Origin of the sequence: Methylobacterium ajmalii (genome assembly GCF_016613415.1) — a bacterium.
In the GTDB taxonomy this organism is placed as follows: Bacteria; Pseudomonadota; Alphaproteobacteria; order Rhizobiales; family Beijerinckiaceae; genus Methylobacterium; species Methylobacterium ajmalii.
The window spans coordinates 18,742-35,694 of sequence record NZ_JACWCT010000124.1; the positions used below are offsets into that span (position 1 = coordinate 18,742).

At 74.0% G+C, this 16,953-nt stretch carries 19 protein-coding genes and 1 tRNA gene; 16 read left to right on the plus strand and 4 right to left on the minus strand.

All coding sequences use genetic code 11. The features are described 5' to 3' along the window. Positions 1-151 precede the first annotated feature (151 nt). Positions 152-1,270, minus strand: coding sequence for a 3-dehydroquinate synthase (gene aroB, locus HPY23_RS22985; RefSeq protein WP_060849216.1), 1,119 nt, complete (start codon positions 1,268-1,270; stop codon positions 152-154). A 23-nt stretch (positions 1,271-1,293) separates the two neighbouring features. Continuing rightward, positions 1,294-1,974: a shikimate kinase gene (locus HPY23_RS22990; protein ID WP_236012750.1), complete on the minus strand. Its 681-nt coding sequence runs from the start codon at positions 1,972-1,974 to the stop codon at positions 1,294-1,296. Between the two features lie 254 nt (positions 1,975-2,228). Between HPY23_RS22990 and HPY23_RS22995 the strand changes: the two genes are divergently transcribed. The 5 genes from HPY23_RS22995 (at position 2,229) to HPY23_RS23015 (ending at position 6,340) form a co-directional block, all read left to right on the plus strand. Next, on the plus strand, positions 2,229-2,375 hold the full coding sequence (locus tag HPY23_RS22995) for a hypothetical protein (protein WP_048426069.1): 147 nt from the start codon (positions 2,229-2,231) through the stop codon (positions 2,373-2,375). Positions 2,376-2,385: 10 nt separating this feature from the next. After that, positions 2,386-3,306 (plus strand): site-specific tyrosine recombinase XerD, encoded by a 921-nt coding sequence (locus HPY23_RS23000; RefSeq protein ID WP_091889654.1) that lies wholly within the window; start codon positions 2,386-2,388, stop codon positions 3,304-3,306. 91 nt (positions 3,307-3,397) lie between these two features. Continuing rightward, positions 3,398-4,468 (plus strand): endonuclease/exonuclease/phosphatase family protein, encoded by a 1,071-nt coding sequence (locus tag HPY23_RS23005; protein ID WP_091889656.1) that lies wholly within the window; start codon positions 3,398-3,400, stop codon positions 4,466-4,468. A 111-nt stretch (positions 4,469-4,579) separates the two neighbouring features. After that, entirely contained in the window at positions 4,580-5,359 is a 780-nt protein-coding gene (locus HPY23_RS23010) for a FadR/GntR family transcriptional regulator (protein ID WP_091889658.1), read from the plus strand. A gap of 21 nt (positions 5,360-5,380) precedes the next feature. Further along, positions 5,381-6,340: a dihydrodipicolinate synthase family protein gene (locus HPY23_RS23015; RefSeq protein ID WP_091889660.1), complete on the plus strand. Its 960-nt coding sequence runs from the start codon at positions 5,381-5,383 to the stop codon at positions 6,338-6,340. 123 nt (positions 6,341-6,463) lie between these two features. Here HPY23_RS23015 and HPY23_RS23020 read toward each other — a convergent pair whose 3' ends face one another. Then, positions 6,464-8,041, minus strand: coding sequence for a Do family serine endopeptidase (locus HPY23_RS23020; protein WP_236012751.1), 1,578 nt, complete (start codon positions 8,039-8,041; stop codon positions 6,464-6,466). A gap of 239 nt (positions 8,042-8,280) precedes the next feature. On the opposite strand from HPY23_RS23020, the gene HPY23_RS23025 reads away from it, so the two are divergent. From HPY23_RS23025 to HPY23_RS23035, 3 genes are all read left to right on the plus strand, one after another. Next, positions 8,281-8,451 (plus strand): hypothetical protein, encoded by a 171-nt coding sequence (locus tag HPY23_RS23025; RefSeq protein ID WP_167349665.1) that lies wholly within the window; start codon positions 8,281-8,283, stop codon positions 8,449-8,451. Positions 8,452-8,575: 124 nt separating this feature from the next. After that, a complete protein-coding gene (locus HPY23_RS23030) occupies positions 8,576-9,073 on the plus strand; it encodes a peptide deformylase (protein WP_091889662.1) in 498 nt (165 codons plus the stop codon). Positions 9,074-9,228: 155 nt separating this feature from the next. Continuing rightward, complete coding sequence (locus HPY23_RS23035; RefSeq protein ID WP_060846015.1) at positions 9,229-9,510, plus strand: hypothetical protein; 282 nt, start codon at positions 9,229-9,231, stop codon at positions 9,508-9,510. A gap of 21 nt (positions 9,511-9,531) precedes the next feature. Here the strand turns inward: HPY23_RS23035 and HPY23_RS23040 are convergent, their stop codons facing one another. Further along, a complete protein-coding gene (locus HPY23_RS23040) occupies positions 9,532-10,503 on the minus strand; it encodes a hypothetical protein (RefSeq protein ID WP_236012752.1) in 972 nt (323 codons plus the stop codon). A gap of 210 nt (positions 10,504-10,713) precedes the next feature. On the opposite strand from HPY23_RS23040, the gene HPY23_RS23045 reads away from it, so the two are divergent. The 8 genes from HPY23_RS23045 to HPY23_RS23080 all read left to right on the plus strand — a co-directional run bounded on the left by HPY23_RS23045 (position 10,714) and on the right by HPY23_RS23080 (position 16,754). Continuing rightward, positions 10,714-12,720, plus strand: a complete 2,007-nt coding sequence (locus HPY23_RS23045) for a methyl-accepting chemotaxis protein (protein ID WP_091889664.1) — start codon at positions 10,714-10,716, stop codon at positions 12,718-12,720. A 166-nt stretch (positions 12,721-12,886) separates the two neighbouring features. Then, complete coding sequence (locus HPY23_RS23050) at positions 12,887-13,492, plus strand: LemA family protein (protein ID WP_060846014.1); 606 nt, start codon at positions 12,887-12,889, stop codon at positions 13,490-13,492. 4 nt (positions 13,493-13,496) lie between these two features. Further along, entirely contained in the window at positions 13,497-14,291 is a 795-nt protein-coding gene (locus HPY23_RS23055) for a TPM domain-containing protein (protein WP_091889666.1), read from the plus strand. Further along, positions 14,291-14,914 carry a TPM domain-containing protein gene (locus HPY23_RS23060; protein WP_200601841.1) on the plus strand — a complete coding sequence of 208 codons (624 nt, stop codon included), beginning with the start codon at positions 14,291-14,293 and terminating at the stop codon, positions 14,912-14,914. The genes HPY23_RS23055 and HPY23_RS23060 overlap by 1 nt, the downstream gene beginning before the upstream one ends. Before the next feature lie 152 nt (positions 14,915-15,066). Then, positions 15,067-15,426, plus strand: coding sequence for a nuclear transport factor 2 family protein (locus HPY23_RS23065; RefSeq protein ID WP_091889671.1), 360 nt, complete (start codon positions 15,067-15,069; stop codon positions 15,424-15,426). An 11-nt stretch (positions 15,427-15,437) separates the two neighbouring features. Beyond that, positions 15,438-16,280 carry a helix-turn-helix domain-containing protein gene (locus HPY23_RS23070; RefSeq protein WP_091889673.1) on the plus strand — a complete coding sequence of 281 codons (843 nt, stop codon included), beginning with the start codon at positions 15,438-15,440 and terminating at the stop codon, positions 16,278-16,280. Continuing rightward, positions 16,277-16,651, plus strand: a complete 375-nt coding sequence (locus HPY23_RS23075; protein WP_091889675.1) for a DUF1330 domain-containing protein — start codon at positions 16,277-16,279, stop codon at positions 16,649-16,651. The genes HPY23_RS23070 and HPY23_RS23075 overlap by 4 nt, the downstream gene beginning before the upstream one ends. 25 nt (positions 16,652-16,676) lie before the next feature. Next, positions 16,677-16,754 (plus strand) — tRNA-Pro (locus tag HPY23_RS23080). Positions 16,755-16,953: the final 199 nt, after the last annotated feature.

Sequence of the window (16,953 nt, forward strand, 5' to 3'; positions counted from 1 at the left end):
CCCCATCCCGGGTCCCGTCGCGGGGCCCGGGCGCTTCCCGGACGAGGCGACCGGCATTCGGCCACGGTCCGCACCATCCGCGGCTCTGGATCCCGGGCTCCGCCTCGGCGGCCCGGGACGCCCCGGGCCGTGTCGTGACCGGACGGCCCCGTCAGCCGCGCAGCTCGTCCACCAGGAACTCCCGCACCGCCCCGGCCTCGATGCCGGGGGCGATGAAGCTCTTGCCGATGCCGCGGGCCAGGATGAAGGTCAGGGCGCCGTCGCGGACCTTCTTATCCTGGCGCATCGCGTCGAGGAGCTGGTCGGCATCGCCGCTTCCGCCCGGAACCTGATCGAGCCGCGTCGGCAGGCCGGCGAGCGCCAGGTGGTTGGCGACGCGGCCGGCATCCTGGCCCGGGCACAGGCCGAGCCGGGCGGAGAACCGGAAGGCGAGGCACAGGCCGATCGCCACCGCCTCGCCGTGGACGAGGCGCGCCGCCTGGTAGCCGGTCAGGCGCTCGAGGGCGTGCGCGAAGGTGTGGCCGAGGTTGAGCAGCGCCCGCTCGCCGTCCTCGCGTTCGTCGCGCACTACCACACCGGCCTTGGCCCGGCAGCAGGAGGCCACCGCCGTCTCGCGCGCAGGCCCCCCGGCATAGATCTCGGCGAGGTTCGCCTCGCACCAGGCGAAGAACTCGGGGTCGTCGATCAGCCCGTACTTCGCCACCTCGGCGTAGCCGGCGCGCAGCTCGCGCAGCGGCAGGGTGTCGAGGGTCGCGGTGTCGGCGATGACGAGGCTCGGCTGGTGGAAGGCGCCGACGAGGTTCTTGCCATGGGGCGAGTTGATGCCGGTCTTGCCGCCGACCGAGGAATCGACCTGGGCGAGCAGGCTGGTCGGTGCCTGCACGAAGCGCACGCCCCGGCGCAGCGAGGCCGCCGCGAAGCCCGCGAGGTCGCCGACGACGCCGCCGCCGAGCGCCAGCACGAGGTCGCCGCGCTCGATCCGGTGGCCGATCAGCCCGTCGCAGACCTGGGCGAAGCCCGCGTAGCTCTTCGAGCCCTCGCCGGGCGTCACCGCGATGAGCGCCGTGCGCAAGCCCGCCTCGGCGAGCGCGTCGGTGACGGTCGCGCCGTACTCCGCCGCCACGGTCTCGTCGCTCACCACCGCGACGGCCCGGGCCTTGAGCGCGGCGACGCGGGCGCCGATCCCCGCGAGCAGGCCGCGTCCGACCAGGATGTCGTAGGCCCGGCCCCCGTCGAGGGGGACGTGAACGGTCTCAATCTGCGCGGTCACGGCGTCGTCCGTCGTCGAGCGGTTCAATGGGCGGCGAAGCTGTGCCCGGCGGTCTCGGGCTCCCCGCCGGTCTCGGGCGGCGAGCCCGTGGGATCGCCCGCCGCGCCGCCGGCATAGCCGTCCGCCGGGTCGCCCAGCATGTGGGCGTCGAGGGCTTCCAGCACGTCCTGCACCACCCGGTCGTGCGAGACCTCGCGGGAGACCACCATCACGTCGGCCCCGCCATAGACGGGATGGCGCAGGTCCATCAGCCGCCGCATCGTGCCCTCGGGGTCCTCGTTCTGGAGCAGCGGCCGGCCCGGCCGCTTGCGCACCCGGCGCATCAGCACGTCGAGCTCGGCCTTGAGCCAGACCGAGACCCCGGACTCGCCGATGCGCTGGCGGGTCTCGGGCCGCATGAAGGCGCCGCCGCCGGTGGCGAGCACCATCGGCCCCTCGCGCAGCAGGCGGGCGATCACCCGCTCCTCTCCGTCGCGGAAGCTCGGCTCGCCGTAGATGGCGAAGATGTCCGGGATGGTCAGGCCGGCCGCGGCCTCGATCTCGTGGTCGGCGTCCTTGAAGATCAGGCCGAGGCGGCCCGCCAAGCGCTTGCCGACGGTGCTCTTGCCCGCGCCCATGAGGCCGACCAGCACGATCGAGCGCAGGCCGAGGCCTCGGCGCACGCGCGACTCGATCGATGGCTCATGAGGGGGGCGCTGGCTCATGCGGCGTTCTTTAGCCTGTTTTTCGCGCAGGGCGAAACGGCGGATATCGGGGAAAAACCACGCGCTTCGCCGGTGCCTCTGCGCTGCCTCTGCGTCCGCTTCGGCACCCGCGCAACAGCCGCCGGCATTCCGCGCTGCAGCACGGGGCCCGGCCTTGCCTCGCGGGGCGGCGCGTGGTCGAACCGACGGCCAAGGTGGCGGCTGGCTCCGGTCCGCGCCGCTCGTTGCCACGCGTATCCCGGGGCCCGTCCGACGTGCCGACCCTCTTCCGCTTCCTCGTCGTGGTGGCCGTCCTGGCCGGGATCGCCTTCGCGGCGATGTTCGCCCTCGCCACCTTCGTCGAGCCGACCCCGCGCGAGATCTCCGTCACGATCCCCAACGCCAAGCTGCAGCCGAAATGAGCGGCGGGATATGAGCACCCTGGGCCCCCAGGGCCTGATGCACGCCTATCTCGACATGCTGGCCGCCGAGCGGGGGGCCGCCGCCAACACGCTCGCGGCCTACCGGCGCGATCTCGACGACTATCTCGGCCACCTGGCGGGCCTGCGCCTCGATCCCGGCGCCGTCGAGCCCGCGGGCATCCGGGCCTATCTCGCCGAGCTGGAGGCGCGCGGCCTCAAGAGCACCTCGGCGGCGCGCCGGCTGTCCTGCGTGCGCGGCTTCCACCGCTTCCTCTATGCGGAGGGCCTGACCGAGGGCGATCCCACCGCCCCGGTCTCGGGGCCCAAGCGCGGCCGCGGCCTGCCCAAGGTGCTCTCGGTGGCCGAGGTCGACCGGCTGCTCGCCGTCGCCAAGGAGGCCGCCGCCAAGGCGCCGAACCCCGCCGAGGCGGCCCGGGCCGGGCGGATGCACTGCCTGATCGAGCTTCTCTACGCCACGGGCCTGCGCGTCTCCGAGCTGGTCGCCCTGCCCCGCGCCGCGGGATCCACCAAGGAGCGGTTCCTGGTGGTGCGCGGCAAGGGCGGGCGCGAGCGCCTGGTGCCGCTGACCGAGGTGGCGCGCTCCGCCATGGCGGCCCACCTCGGCACCCTGACGGCCCCCGGCCCCTGGCTGTTTCCCGCCGACAGCGAGACCGGCCACATCACCCGCCAGGCCTTCGCCCGCGACCTGAAGGCGGTAGCCGCCGCCGCCGGCCTGCGCACCGACAAGATCAGCCCGCACGTCCTGCGCCACGCCTTCGCCAGCCACCTCCTGCAGAACGGCGCCGACCTCCGGGTGGTGCAGGAGCTGCTGGGCCACGCCGACATCTCGACGACGCAGATCTACACCCACGTCCTCGACGAGCGCCTGAAGCAGATGGTGCGCGACCTCCACCCGCTGGCGAGCGCCTGATCCTTGTCGCGCCCCCGGGTGACGCCGGAGCGGACGCGACCTATCTCGTCCCCCGGTGCGGCGGAAAACGCCGCGGGGGGGAAACGCACGCGTGCCGGTCTCGACCCTGTCCCTCGTCGCGCAGATCCTGGCGGCGCTCCTCGTCGCCGCGACGCTGCTGCCGTTCTGGCGCAGCCGCGCCGGGCTTGTGCGCACCTTCGACTTCCCGCGCTTCCAGATCGCGAGCGCGATCCTGCCGGTCCTGGTCCTGCTGATGGCGGCCGGGCACGATGCCGTCTCGCTCGCCCTCGGGGCCGGGCTCTTGGCCGCGCTCGGCCTGCAGCTGCGCCACATCCTGCCCTTCACGCGCCTGGCGCGGCCGACCGCCAAGGCCGCCCCGGCGGACGCCGCCCGGGAGCGCCGCGTCGCCATCCTGATCGTCAACGTGCTGCAGTCGAACCGGGCCTACGACCGGCTCCTGCGGGTGGTGGAGCGCCACGACCCCGACATGGTCCTGGCGCTCGAGACCGATGCCGGCTGGCGCGACGCGCTCTCGCCGCTCCGGGCGCGCTACCCACACGGGGTCGACCAGGCGCAGGACAACACCTACGGGCTGATGCTCTACTCGCGCCTGCCCCTCGACGACCTCCGGGTGCGGTTCCTGATCGAGGACGACGTGCCCTCGGTGCGCGCCGGGGTCACCCTGCCGTCGGGCGAGCGCTTCACCTTCCACGGCGTGCATCCGCGCCCGCCCCATCCGGGCAACAGCAGCGCGACCCGGGACGGCGAACTGGTGCTGGTCGCCCGCGAGGTCGCGCGCGAGGGCGGCGCCACGGTGGTGGCGGGCGACCTCAACGACGTCGCCTGGTCGCGCACCACGGGGCTGTTCCAGGCCATTGGCGGCCTCCTCGACCCGCGGGTCGGGCGCGGCGCCTATCCGACCTTTCACGCCGGCTGGCCGATCCTGCGCTGGCCCCTCGACCACGTCTTCTTCTCCGAGCACTTCCTGCTCGCCCGGCTGGAGCGGCTGGAGCATGTCGGCTCCGACCACTTCCCGATCCTGATCGAGCTGTGCCGCGACGCACGCGCCGAAGCGGTGCAGGAACCCCCGGCGGCCGATGCCGACGACCGGCGGGAGGCCGCCGAGGCGGTGTCGGAGGCGCGCGAGGCCGCCGGGTCGTGACCGTCGACGGAACGAAAAGTCAAACAGTATGACTTTTCAGCCGGTCGACCCCGTGCTGTAACGGGCCGGCCGGCGCCGCGGGGGCGCCGCCTCGCACGAGCCCGGCCACGGATGCGCGCACCCTTCGTCCTGTCCGGCGCCAACAAGCCCGGCGGCGTCCCCTCCGGTGCGGCGGGCGGGCTGGTGGTGATCCCGGCCGGGCGCGCCCGGTCGAACCACGCCGAGGTGGCGCGCCGCCTGGGCACCGCGATCATCGCCGGCCGCTACCCGGCGGGGGCCCGGCTGCCCGGGGACGGCGAGCTGCTCGCCGCCTTCGGGGTGTCGCGCCCGGTCCTGCGCGAGAGCGTCAAGACGCTCGCCGCCAAGGGGCTTTTGACCACCAAGGCCCGGGTCGGCACGGTGGTGCGCGAGCGCGCGGCCTGGAACATGTTCGACGCCGACGTGCTGGCCTGGCACCTGGAGGCCGGCATCGACCGGCGCTTCCTGCGCGATCTCGCGGAGATCCGCCTCGCCGTCGAGCCGGCGGCGGCGGCTTTGGCCGCCGAGCGCCGGGGCCCGACCGACCTCGCCGCCCTGGAGGCGGGCCTGGCGCGGATGCGCGACGAGGCCTCCGATTCCGCCGGCTTCGCCGAGGGCGACCTCGCGCTGCACGTCGCGATCGCGGTCGCCTCCGGCAACCCGTTCATGCGCTCGATCGGCGGGGTGATCGAGGTGGCGTTGCGCGCCTCGTTCCAGCTCAGCGCCCCCGTCGAGGCAGCGGAGCGCGAGGCCACGCTTACCGCCCACGCCGCCATCGTGGCGGCCATCGCCGACCGCGATCCCGCGGGCGCGGCCGAGGCCGTCCGCCGCGTCATCCACAACGGCCTGCGCCGCCACGGCGCCGCAGCCTGACCGAGCCCCGGAGGAAACGCCATGTCCACACGAGAAGCGACGTCCACCCGAGAGACGACCCCCGCACCGCGCCCCTATCGCGGCGTCTTCCCCGTCGCCCCGACGATCTTCCACGAGGACGGCACCCTCGACCTCGACGGCCAGCGCCGGGCGATCGACTTCATGATCGAGGCCGGCGCGCACGGCCTGTGCATCCTCGCCAACTTCTCCGAGCAGTTCGTCCTCACCGATGCCGAGCGCGACGCGGTGATGACGGCGGTGCTCGCGCACGTCGCCGGCCGGGTGCCGGTGATCGTCACGACGACCCATTTCGCGACCCATATCTGCGCCGAGCGCTCGCGCCGGGCGCAGGATCTGGGCGCCGCCATGGTAATGATCATGCCGCCCTATCACGGGGCGACGATCCGGGTGACCGAGGCGGGAATCGAGCGGTTCTTCCAGGCGGTCTCCGACGCGATCTCGATCCCGATCATGATCCAGGACGCGCCGGTCTCCGGCACCACGCTGTCCGCCGCCTTCCTGGCGCGGCTCGCCCGCGAGGTCGCCAACGTCTCGTACTTCAAGATCGAGACGGCGCAGGCCGCGGCCAAGCTGCGGACCCTGCTCGAACTCGGCGGCGACGCGATCGAGGGACCCTGGGACGGCGAGGAGGCGATCACGCTGCTGGCCGACCTCGATGCCGGCGCGACGGGTGCGATGACCGGCGGCGGCTACCCGGACGGCATCCGCCGGATCCTCGATCCCTACCTCGCCGGGCGGCGCGACGAGGCGGTGCAGGCCTACGGCCGCTGGCTGCCGCTCATCAACTACGAGAACCGCCAGACCGGGCTCGCCGCAGCCAAGATCCTGATGAAGGAGGGCGGCATCATCCGCTCGGACGCCGTGCGCGCTCCCCTGGAGCTGCCCCACCCGGCGACCCGGGCCGGGCTGATCGAGATCGCCCGCAGCCTCGACGCGGCGGTCCTGCGCTGGGGGCGCTGACGGCCCGTATCCCGGGGCCGCGCCCCGCGCGGGGCGGCGTCGCCCCCGCACGCGGACGCGCCGGCCCCTCCCGGGGCCGGCGCCTGGATGTCGGCCCCGAGGGGCCTTGGCCGTTCTGGAACTTTAGCCGTTCTTGGACGCGGACAGCCCGATCGCCACGAAGCGGGTGCCCTTGTCGTTCTTGATCCGCATCAGCACCGCCTTGCGGCCGTCGGTCTCCGCGGCGCGGATGCGGGAGGCGACGTCGGACAGGCTCGAGACCGGCTGGCCGCCGACGTCGAGGATGACGTCGCCCTCCTGGATGCCCTTGGCCGCCGCCGGGCCGTCGGGATCGACGCTCACCACCGCGACGCCCTCGCTGCCGGCGCCGACCTGGCCCGCCGGGGCGAGCTCGAGGCCGAGCCGCGGCTGGCTGTCGCCGCGGCGCCCGCCGCGGTCGTCGGCGCTCGCCACCTTGGTGTCGTTCGGCAGCGTGCCGAGGGTCACCTGGGCGGTCTCGGCCTTGCCGTTGCGGACATAGGCGAGATCCACCTTGGTGCCGGGCTTCAGCGAGGCGATCCTGCGGGACAGCTCGCGGGCGTCGCTCACCGGCTCGCCGTTGACCGACTGGACCACGTCGCCGGACTTCAGGCCCGCCTTGGCGGCGGGCGTGCCGTCCTGGGCGCTGTTGACCAGGGCGCCCTTGGCCTTGTCGAGGCCGAGGCTGTCGGCGATGTCCTTCGTCACCGGCTGGATCTGAAGGCCGAGATAGCCGCGGGCGACCTTGCCGTCGGCGCGCAGCTGGTCGACCACCGCCTGCACCGTCTCGGACGGGATCGCGAAGGCGAGGCCCACATTGCCGCCGGACGGCGAGGCGATCGCGGTGTTCACGCCCACGACCTCACCCTTGACGTCGAAGGTCGGCCCGCCGGAATTGCCCTTGTTGATCGGTGCGTCGATCTGCAGGAAGTCGTCGTAGGGGCCGGCGCCGATGTCGCGGCCGCGGGCCGAGACGATGCCGGCGGTGACGGTGCCGCCCAAGCCGAACGGGTTGCCGATCGCCACGACCCAGTCGCCGACCTGCGGCGCGCCGTGGGCGAGCTTCACGTAGGGGAAGGGAGCCCCGTCGGTGACCTTGAGGAGCGCCAGGTCGGTCTTCGGATCGGTGCCGATGATCTTGGCCGGCAGGGTGCGGCCGTCGTCGAGCGTGACCTCGACCGACTTGGCGTTGTTCACGACGTGGTTGTTGGTGACCACGTAGCCGTCGGCCGAGATGAAGAAGCCCGACCCCTGCGCCGCGCCGCCGCCGTGACGCTGCGGGCGCTGCATGCCGCCGCCCAAGCCGCCGCCCATGCCGCCGGGGCCGCCCTCGCCGAAGCGGCGGAAGAACTCGCGCAGCTGCGGCGGCACGTTCTGGAGGTTCTGCTGGCCGCCGCCCTCCTCGTCGTCCGAGGCGTCGTCCTTCAGCTTCACCTTCACCGAGACCACGCCCGGCTTCACCCGGTTGACGATCGGCGCGAAGCTGCCCGGCGGGTGCTCGGCGGTGGTGATCGGGGTCTGCGGCAGGGCCTGGGCATAGGCCGGGCTGCTCGGGGGCAGGAACGCGGTGCCGAGCGCCCCGGTGGCCACCAGGGTGACGGCCGCCACGGAGGCGAGGGCCTTGCGGTGGAAGCGGGAGGTCGGGGCGGTCTCGGGGGTGTTGGACATCGGGGTCTTGGACATCGGGGTCTCTGGCTCCGTGTGGCGAAGGCCGCGCTCGCGGCCGGTCGATGGAGCCATTATGGTCGGCGGGCCTGTCGGGCCGGTGGATCGAAGATTACGGATCGGTCAGGCACCGGACGCTGCGCCGGACCGGTCCCGCGCCGGAACGGCGGGCCGGCCTCCGGCTTGACGCAGGACCGCCCCGCCCCGCCCCGCCCCGACGCCGCGCTTCGAGCCCGCACCCTGCCGTGAGGAACCCCATGGACATCGCCGTCTCGGTCATCTCCCTGTTGCTGGTGCTCGTGCTGATCGCCCGGGGCGTGCCGGGCCGCAACCTGCTGGTCGCCCTCGCGATGGCTCTCGCCGTGGTGGTGCTGGTGGTCGGCATCGAGCGGGCCGGGCTGTGGCCGGCCTCGTTCCACACCCGCTGAGCGGACGTGCTGGGCGGACTGGCGTGGGCCAAGCCCACGCCTCGTCCGCTCGAGTTCTTACCTGGCTGCAGATTTTCGCCGCAAACCGGCGTCCACACTCGCGAAATCCGCTCAAGGCCTCCCGATGCCCGTCCGCCCCCTGGTGCTCCATCCCGATCCGCGCCTGCGCCTCACCGCGCCTCCGGTCGCGGCCTTCGACGCCGCGTTGCGGACGATCGCCGACGACCTCCTCGACACCCTGCGGGCGGTTTCGGCGCTCGGCCTCACCGGCCCGCATATCGGGGTGCCCGTGAGGCTGACGGTGATCCGGGCCGGGCTCGAGCTGACGCCGCGCACCTACGTCAACCCGGAGCTGGTCTGGGCCTCGCCCGAGACCGCACGCCACCGCGAGGGCAGCGTCTCGATGCCCGGCGTCGACGAGGAGATCGAGCGCCCGGCCCGGGTGCGGGTGCGCTGGCGCGACCTCGACGGCACGGCGCACGAGGCCGAGGAGGAGGGATTCGCCGCCGCCTGCCTGCAGCACGAGATCGACCAGCTCGACGGCCTGTTCTGGATCGAGCGCCTGTCGCGCCTCAAGCGCGAGCGGGTGCTCAAGCGCTACGCCAAGCTGCACCGGGGCTGAGAGCACCGCCGCCGGGAGGCCTCGCCAGGAAGCCTTAACCGGAGCGGCCGCAGGGTCGGGACCCCTGCCGTGCCGGAACGGCAGGGCCAGCCTGGCCGTTGTCCCGGCAACCCGGCCGCTCCCGGCGGCCGCCACGCCCTTCGGAAAGGACGCCGATGCGCCACCTCCGCTCCCTCCTGATCCCGGCCGCCCTGGTGGCGACCACCCTGGCAGCGTCCGCCCAGCCGGCCCCCTACCGCTACGGCCCGCGCGACATCGACGCCACCGGCACCGTCGGCGGCCGCGCGCCCTGGTCCGCCCCCTGGGTCTACGACACCGGCGGCGACAACGACCGCCGCCCCGAGCTGCCCGCCTACCAGCAGGGCGGCGGCCAGCAGACCGGCGGTCCCGCCCGCAACCTGCTGCCGGACGACGGGCTGCACATCGTTCCGCGCTGAGGGCGCTCCCGCACGCGGCGTCTACCCCTCTCCCGGACCGGAGAGGGGATCCCCCGACAGGACGAGGTCGAGGGCAGCCGGACCGAACGGCTCGTCCGGCGCGCCCCCCGCCCGCCGGACGCTCGCCCGCTCCCCGGCCTCGGCGGCGCACTTGTCGGCGTGGATCGCCCGGTTGACCACCTGGAGGTTCGGCACGCCCCAATAGGCCAGGAGCCCGGGCCAGGGCCGCGCCCGCTCCTCGCGCCAGATCCGGTAGAGCGGCACCCGGTGGTCGATTTCGGCGGTGCGCAGCAGGCGCTTGCCGGACTGGGCGCAGCGATGGCCTTGGCGGCGCTTCAGTTCCTTCACGTGGTCGGCCGGCGCGATCCAGAACTTCCAGGCGGCGACGCAGGCGGCGTGCCAGGCGGCGTTGCGGTTGGGCGCGCCCGTGCCCCACAGGTCGCGGTGCCAGCCGAAGCGGTAGACCGGCTGGCCGCAGACGCAGCAATGCCCCTTGCCAAGGGCGTGCGGCCCCTCGCGGAACGGTGCCGGCGGCATCCGGAAGCTGAACGGCAGCCCCTTATCGGACAGGTCCTCGCCGGCCGTGCCGGATCCGCGGCCGCCCTTGCGCGGGCTCGCGGCCTCGGGGCTCGCGGTGCCGAGCCGCCAGGTCCAGCCCTCGGGCTGGCCCGAGCGCGCCGCGAGCGCCCGCGCCAGCCGGTCGGCCCGCAGGATGTGGTGGCGCCAGTAGCTCTCGACCGCGAGGCGCGGCGTCGGCGGCACCAGCGGCCGGGCGAGGGCGTGGCGCAGCACCGGGACCGGGAAGACCGCCGGCAGCGACTTCTCCAGCCGCGCCCGGGCGGCGGCGTTGCGCCCCTCCCGCCACGGGACGGCCGCCGGAGCGGCGTCGGGTGCGCCCTCCCCGCCCGGGCCCGCGGGCGTCCCGTGATCCGGCCCCTCTCGATCCGGCGTCTCCCGCCCGGGCTTCTCCCTCTTCGCCGCCCGCCGCGCCATGTCCCCTCGTCCGAATCGCCGTCGTCGCGCCGCGAAGGCATAGCCGCGCCGCGGCGTTCCGCCAAACCGGTCTCGCCCCCGCCGCGGCGCACCCGCGACAGACATGGCGTGCCCCGGCCGGCCCCGGCCGGCCGTTTGAATTGTATTCGCTCATTCGCAATTAACCATGCCGCAACGAATAACCGTCAAGAGTCGCCGTCGGATCAGGAGATGTCGCTCGTGAAGACGGGTATTCGCACGCGCCTCTACGGCGGCTTTGGAATTCTGGTGGCGCTGTCGGCGGGCCTGGGCGTCTACGCCCTGAGCAGCAGCAGCGGCACCGGCGCGCGCTACGAGGAGCGGGCCAAGCTGGAGCACGTCGCGCTCCGGGTCTTCTCGGTCAACAGCCTCACCAACCAGCTCGCGAGCCAGGCCCAGAAGTACCGGTTCACCCAGGCCCCCGAGAGCCTGAAGTCGATGGAGGCGGCGCTCTCCCGGATCGACGAGACCAGCGCCGATCTCGAGCGCACCGCGATCTCGCCCGAGCGCAAGGTCCTCTACGGCACCATCCTGGCGAATGCCCGGGGTCTCGCCGGCGACGTGACCCAGCTTGGGCGGCTCGGAACGCTCATCCAGGACAGCAAGGCCAAGCTCTTCACCGGCGGCGACGCGCTGACGAAGGCCTCCGGCGCCCTCGTCGCCGAGGTGCGGGCGAACGGCACCGGTGCCGAGGTGCTGCGCGCCGCCGCGGTCGAATCGGCGATGCTGCTGGTGCGCGTCGCCAACTGGCGCTTCCTCGCGGTGCAGGACGCGGCCGGTCCGACGACCTTCGCGACCAACACCCGCAACGCCGAGGCCGCCCTCAAGGCGCTCGCCGACCAGGACGTGCTCAACGCCTACGCCAAGCCGATCGCGGCGGTGCGCCAGGCGCTGGCCTTCTACAAGGAGCATTTCGAGGCGACCGCGACCGCGCTCACCGGCAGCGCCGCCCTCTACGAGCAGGGCTTCCAGCCGAAATTCGCCGCGATCGAGAAGGCCGGCGAATCCGCCCGGAGCTCGATCGAGGCCGCCGTCGACGTGATCGCCGCCTCGACCACCAGCGCCGCCGCCACCGCGCAGGCGCTGCTGATCGGGCTGATCGGCGCCGCGGTCGCCCTCGGCTTCGGCCTAGCGCTGCTCATCGCCCGCGGCATCATCGGGCCGATCCGCGGCATGACCGGGGCGATGACCCGGCTGGCGCAGGGCGACCTCGCGGTCGACGTACCCTCCCGCGACGCCGTCGACGAGATGGGCGACATGGCCAAGGCGGTCGACGTGTTCCGCGCCAACGCGGTGGCACGCCAGGAGATGGAGGCCCGCGCGCTCGCCGACCAGTCCGACCGCGACCGGCGCGTCGCCGCCGTCGACCGCCTGGTGCGCGGCTTCGAGGCCGACATCGTCGCATCCCTGGACGTCGTCGCCGCCGCCGCCACCCAGCTCGACGCCACCGCCCACGCGATGACGGGCGTGGCGGAGGGCACCAACCAGCGCGCCGTCGCGGTGAGCGCGGCCTCCGAGGAGACCGCCACCAACGTCCAGACCGTGGCGGTCGCCGCCGAGGAACTGGTCGCCTCGCTCCAGGAGATCGAGCGCCAGGTGCTGCGCTCGAACGAGGTGGCGGGCCTCGCCCGGCGGGAGGCCGACTCGACCGGCACCGCGATGGGCGACCTCGCCCGCGCCGCCGACGAGATCGGCACCGCCGTCACCATGATCTCGGCCATCGCCTCCCAGACCAACCTGCTCGCGCTCAACGCGACGATCGAGGCGGCGCGGGCCGGCGAGGCGGGCCGCGGCTTCGCGGTCGTCGCGGCCGAGGTCAAGGAACTCGCCGGCCAGACCACCAGGGCCACCGACGCGATCGCGAGCCAGATCGCCCGGATCCAGGGCGCGGCCGGCCACGCCGCCGGGGCGATCCGCCAGATCGGCGAGACCATCGTGTCGGTCAACGAGATCTCCGGCGTCATCGCCGCCACGGTGACCGAGCAGACCGCCACCACCAACGAGATCTCCCGCACCATCGGCGAGGCCGCCCGCGGCACCCAGGAGGTCTCGAGCAACATCGGCCAGGTCACGGCCTCGGCGAGCGAGACCGGCCACGCCGCCGGCCAGGTCCTCGACGCCGCCCGCAGCCTCTCGGACCAGTCGATGGCGGTGAAGGGCCAGGTCGACCGCTTCCTGCAGGCGATCCGGGCGGCCTGACGCCCCGATCCCGGTCCCGACGGACTCCACGGCCCCGGCGCCCGCGCCGGGGCCGTTTCGCGTTCCGGGGGGCGCTGGATTGCGGCGGGGCGCCGCCTATCTGCGACACGGCAACGCTCGCGGCGCCGTCGAGGCGCCGCCCCGGACCCGGAGCCCCGCCGCCGCCATGACCGCCTCCCTCCTCGGCCGCCTGCGCCTCGTCGTCGTGGCGCTCGCCCTCGCCACCTCCCTGTCGGCCTGCGATGCGATCAACCGGGTTCCGACCCTGGAGGAAGCCGCCAAGTCGCGCTGGGGCGAGGTGCAGAACCAGTACCAGCGCCGGGCCGACCTGATCCCCAACCTCGTCGAGACCGTGAAGGGCTACGCCCAGCAGGAGAAGGACGTGCTGGTGCAGGTCACCGAGGCCCGCGCCAAGGCGAGTTCGGTCAAGGTCGATGCCGCGACGGTGAGCGACCCGCAGAAGTTCCGCGAGTTCCAGGACGCCCAGAACCAGCTCTCCGGGGCGCTCGGCCGTCTCCTCGTCACCGTCGAGCGCTATCCCGACCTGAAGTCGAACGCCAACTTCCTCGCCCTGCAATCGCAGCTCGAGGGCACGGAGAACCGCATCGCGGTGGCGCGGCGCGACTACATCCAGGCGGTGCAGGCCTACAACACCGAGATCCGCACCGTCCCGGGCCGCTGGATCGCCTCCACCCTCTACCCGGACGCGAAACCGATGGAGGCCTTCACCGCCACGCCGGATGCCAGCCGCCCGCCGAACGTGAAGTTCTAGGGCGATGCGCCGAGTCCCGGGCGCCGGCCCCCTCGCCATCCTGCTGGTCCTGTGGGTGGGGCTCCTCTGGGCGGGGGCGGCGTCGGCCCTCGACCTGCCGCCGCTCACCGGCCGGGTCGTCGACGGGGCCGGCCTGCTGCGGCCGGAGGAGCGGGAGGCGCTCGCCGCGACGCTCAAGGCGCACGAGGACAAGACCACCGACCAGGTCGTGGTCGCCACCGTGCCCTCGCTTCAGGGCACCTCGGTCGAGGACTTTTCCAACCGCCTGTTTCGCGCCTGGGGCCTCGGCACCAGGGCGCGCAACAACGGCGTCCTGTTCCTCGTCGCCCCCTCCGAGCGCAAGGTGCGGATCGAGGTCGGCTACGGCCTCGAGGGCGCGCTGACGGACGCCCTGTCGAAGGTGATCATCGCCAGCGCCGTGGCACCGAAGTTCAAGGCCGGGGATTTTCCCGGCGGCATCCGGGCGGGCGTCGACGGGATCCTGGGCATCCTCTCGGGCGACGCCGCCGAGTGGCAGCGCCGGGCCGAGGTGCGCGAAGATTCCGGCGGCGGCCTCGATCCGGTGCTGGTCGTGATCCTGCTCGTGCTGGTCGGGTTCGTGCTCGTCCGGCTCCTCGCCGGGGGACGCGGCGGCCCCGGCCGGCCGCATCGCCGCACCGGCGGCGGCTGGATCGTCGTGCCGGGCCAGGGCGGGTTCGGCGGCGGGGCCGGGGGTGGCTTCGGCGGCGGCTTCGGTGACGGCGGCTTCTCGGGCGGGGGCGGCTCGTCGGGCGGCGGCGGCGCCTCGGGAGATTGGTGATGGCGGGCATCCTGAACGAGGCGGAGCGCGCCCGCATCGCCGCCGCGGTGGCACAGGCCGAGCGCGGCACGGCGGGCGAGATCGTCGTGATGGTGGCGGCCCGCTCCGGGGCCTACCGCAGCCTGCCTCCGGCGCTGGCGCTGGCGGGCGCGCTCATCGTGCCCTGGCCGCTGATCGGGCTCACCGGCCTCTCCGCCACCCGGATCTTCCTGGTCCAGCTCGTCGCGGCCCTGGCGCTCCTCGTGAGCCTCGCGGCGGGCCCGGTCCGGGCGCGCCTGCCCCGTGCCCTGCCCCGGCCGCTGCGCCGCGCCCGCGCCCGCGCCGCCGCCCGGCACGAGTTCGAGGCCCGGGGGCTGGCCGGCACGAGCGGCCGCACCGGCGTGCTGATCTACGTGGCGCTGGCCGAGCGCTACGCCGACGTGGTGACGGATGTCGGGATCGGCCCCGCCCCGGAGGCCTGGCAGGCGGTCCTCGCCGACCTCGTGGCGGCCCTGCGCCGCGACGCCCTGGCGGACGGCCTGGTGCGGGCGGTGGAGGCCACCGGCGTCATCCTGGCCGCAGCCGCCCCGCCGCGACCCGGCGACACCGACGAGCTGCCCAACCGGGTGATCGTGACCGAGTAGCGCGACGACCCGACGGGCCGTCCGGCGATGACCTGCCTGCGATGACTTGGCTGCGGACCTGCCGGGTCCTCCGATGATGACCCGGCAGGTCATCGACGTGCCCCCCGGCCCGCGTCCATTCTCGTCCGGCACCCACCCGGAAGGACGCTCCGATGACCGATCCCGCCGCCCTCGCCGCCCGCTACCTCGAGACCTGGAACGAGACCGACCCGGCCCGCCGCCGCGCGCTCCTCGCCGCGACCTTCACCGAGGATGCCCGCTACCGCGACCCCCTCATGGCCGGCGAGGGCCATGAGGGCCTCGACGCCCTGATCGGCGCCGTGCAGGCGCGCTTTCCCGGCCTGCGCTTCCGCCTCGCCGGCCGGCCCGACGGCTACGGCGACCGCCTCCGCTTCTCCTGGGCCCTGGCGCCCGAGGGAGGCGAGGGCGTGGTCGAGGGCACGGACTTCGCCATCCTCGACGACGGCCGCCTCGCCGAGGTGACCGGCTTCCTCGACCGGGTGCCGGCCTGAGGGCCGAAGCCCTGAGGGCCGCACCCGCCGGTCCGCCGGGCGACATCCTGCGGATCTGGCGCCGGCGCCGGCACCTGAGCCAGCTCGACCTGGCGCTGGAGGCCGAGATCTCCCAGCGTCACCTGAGCTGCCTCGAGAGCGGCCGCGCCCGGCCGAGCCGGGCGATGCTGCTGCGCCTCGCCGAGCGCCTCGGCATCCCCCTGCGCGAGCGCAACGCCCTGCTCGTCGCCGCCGGCTACGCCCCGGTCTTCGCCGCGTGCTCCCTCGACGACCCGGCCCTCGCCCCGGCCCGCCGGGCGGTGGCGCGGATCCTCGACGGCCACGCCCCCTACCCGGCGCTGGCGATCGACCGCCACTGGACCCTGATCGCCGCCAACGCCGCCGTGGCGCCCCTCCTCGACGGCGTCGACCCCGCCCTCCTCGCCGGGCCGGTGAACGTGCTGCGCCTGAGCCTGCATCCCGGCGGGCTGGCGCCGCGCATCCTCAACCTCCGCGAATGGCGCGCCCACCTCCTCGATCGTCTGCGCCAGCAGGTCGCCGCCAGCGGCGATCCGGTCCTCGCCCGGCTCGCCGACGAGCTCGCCGCCTATCCCGCCCCGCCGGACGTCCCTTCGCACGCCGCGTCCTGCGACGGCGGCGGGGTGGCGGTGCCCCTCGTCCTCGCCGTCCCGGCGGGCCGGCTCTCGCTCCTGTCGACCACCACGGTGTTCGGCACGCCCGTCGACATCACCCTGGCGGAGCTCGCCCTCGAGGCCTTCTTCCCCGCCGATCCCGAGACCGCCGCCCTTCTCCACCGGCTCGCCCCGCCGCACGGCCCGGCGCGGACCGCCCCCTCGACGGAGACCGATCCATGAGCGTTCCCGCCTATGCCGTCGCCCACCTGCGCGACGTCGCGCTCGGCCCTGCGATCGCGACCTATCTCGCGGGCATCGACGCCACCCTCGCCCCGTTCGGCGGCCGCTTCCTCATCCACGGCGCCCGCCCCGAGCCGCTCGAAGGCGACTTCGCCGGCGATCTCGTCGTCATCGCCTTCCCGGACCGGGCCGCGGCCCGGGCCTGGTACGAGTCCCCCGCCTACCGGGCCATCCTGCCCCTGCGCACGGCGCATTCCGACGGCGTCGTCGTCCTGATCGACGGCGTTTCCCCCGACCACCGCGCCCCCGGCGCCCTCGCCGGCCGGCCGACCGCGCGGAAGGGGCTTGCGCCGGACCGAGCACGGCGCTAATACCCCGCTCGCCCTCTCGGGGCGTCGGAGCGTAGCGCAGCCCGGTTAGCGCACTAGTCTGGGGGACTAGGGGTCGGAGGTTCGAATCCTCTCGCTCCGACCATTTAAATCAAGCACTTAGGCTTGGTTCTTGAGGGTGCCGGACCCTCGGTTTGCAAAACGGTTTGCAGGTTCGGCGCTCCGATCTGGGTGCTTTTTGTTTTTGGCCTAGCGGTTGCCCAGCTTGTTCCTGCATGCCCGCTCTTCAACGCCGGTTTCTCAAATCGAGCCGGCGAGTCTTGCAAAGAGCTCATAATGGTGTC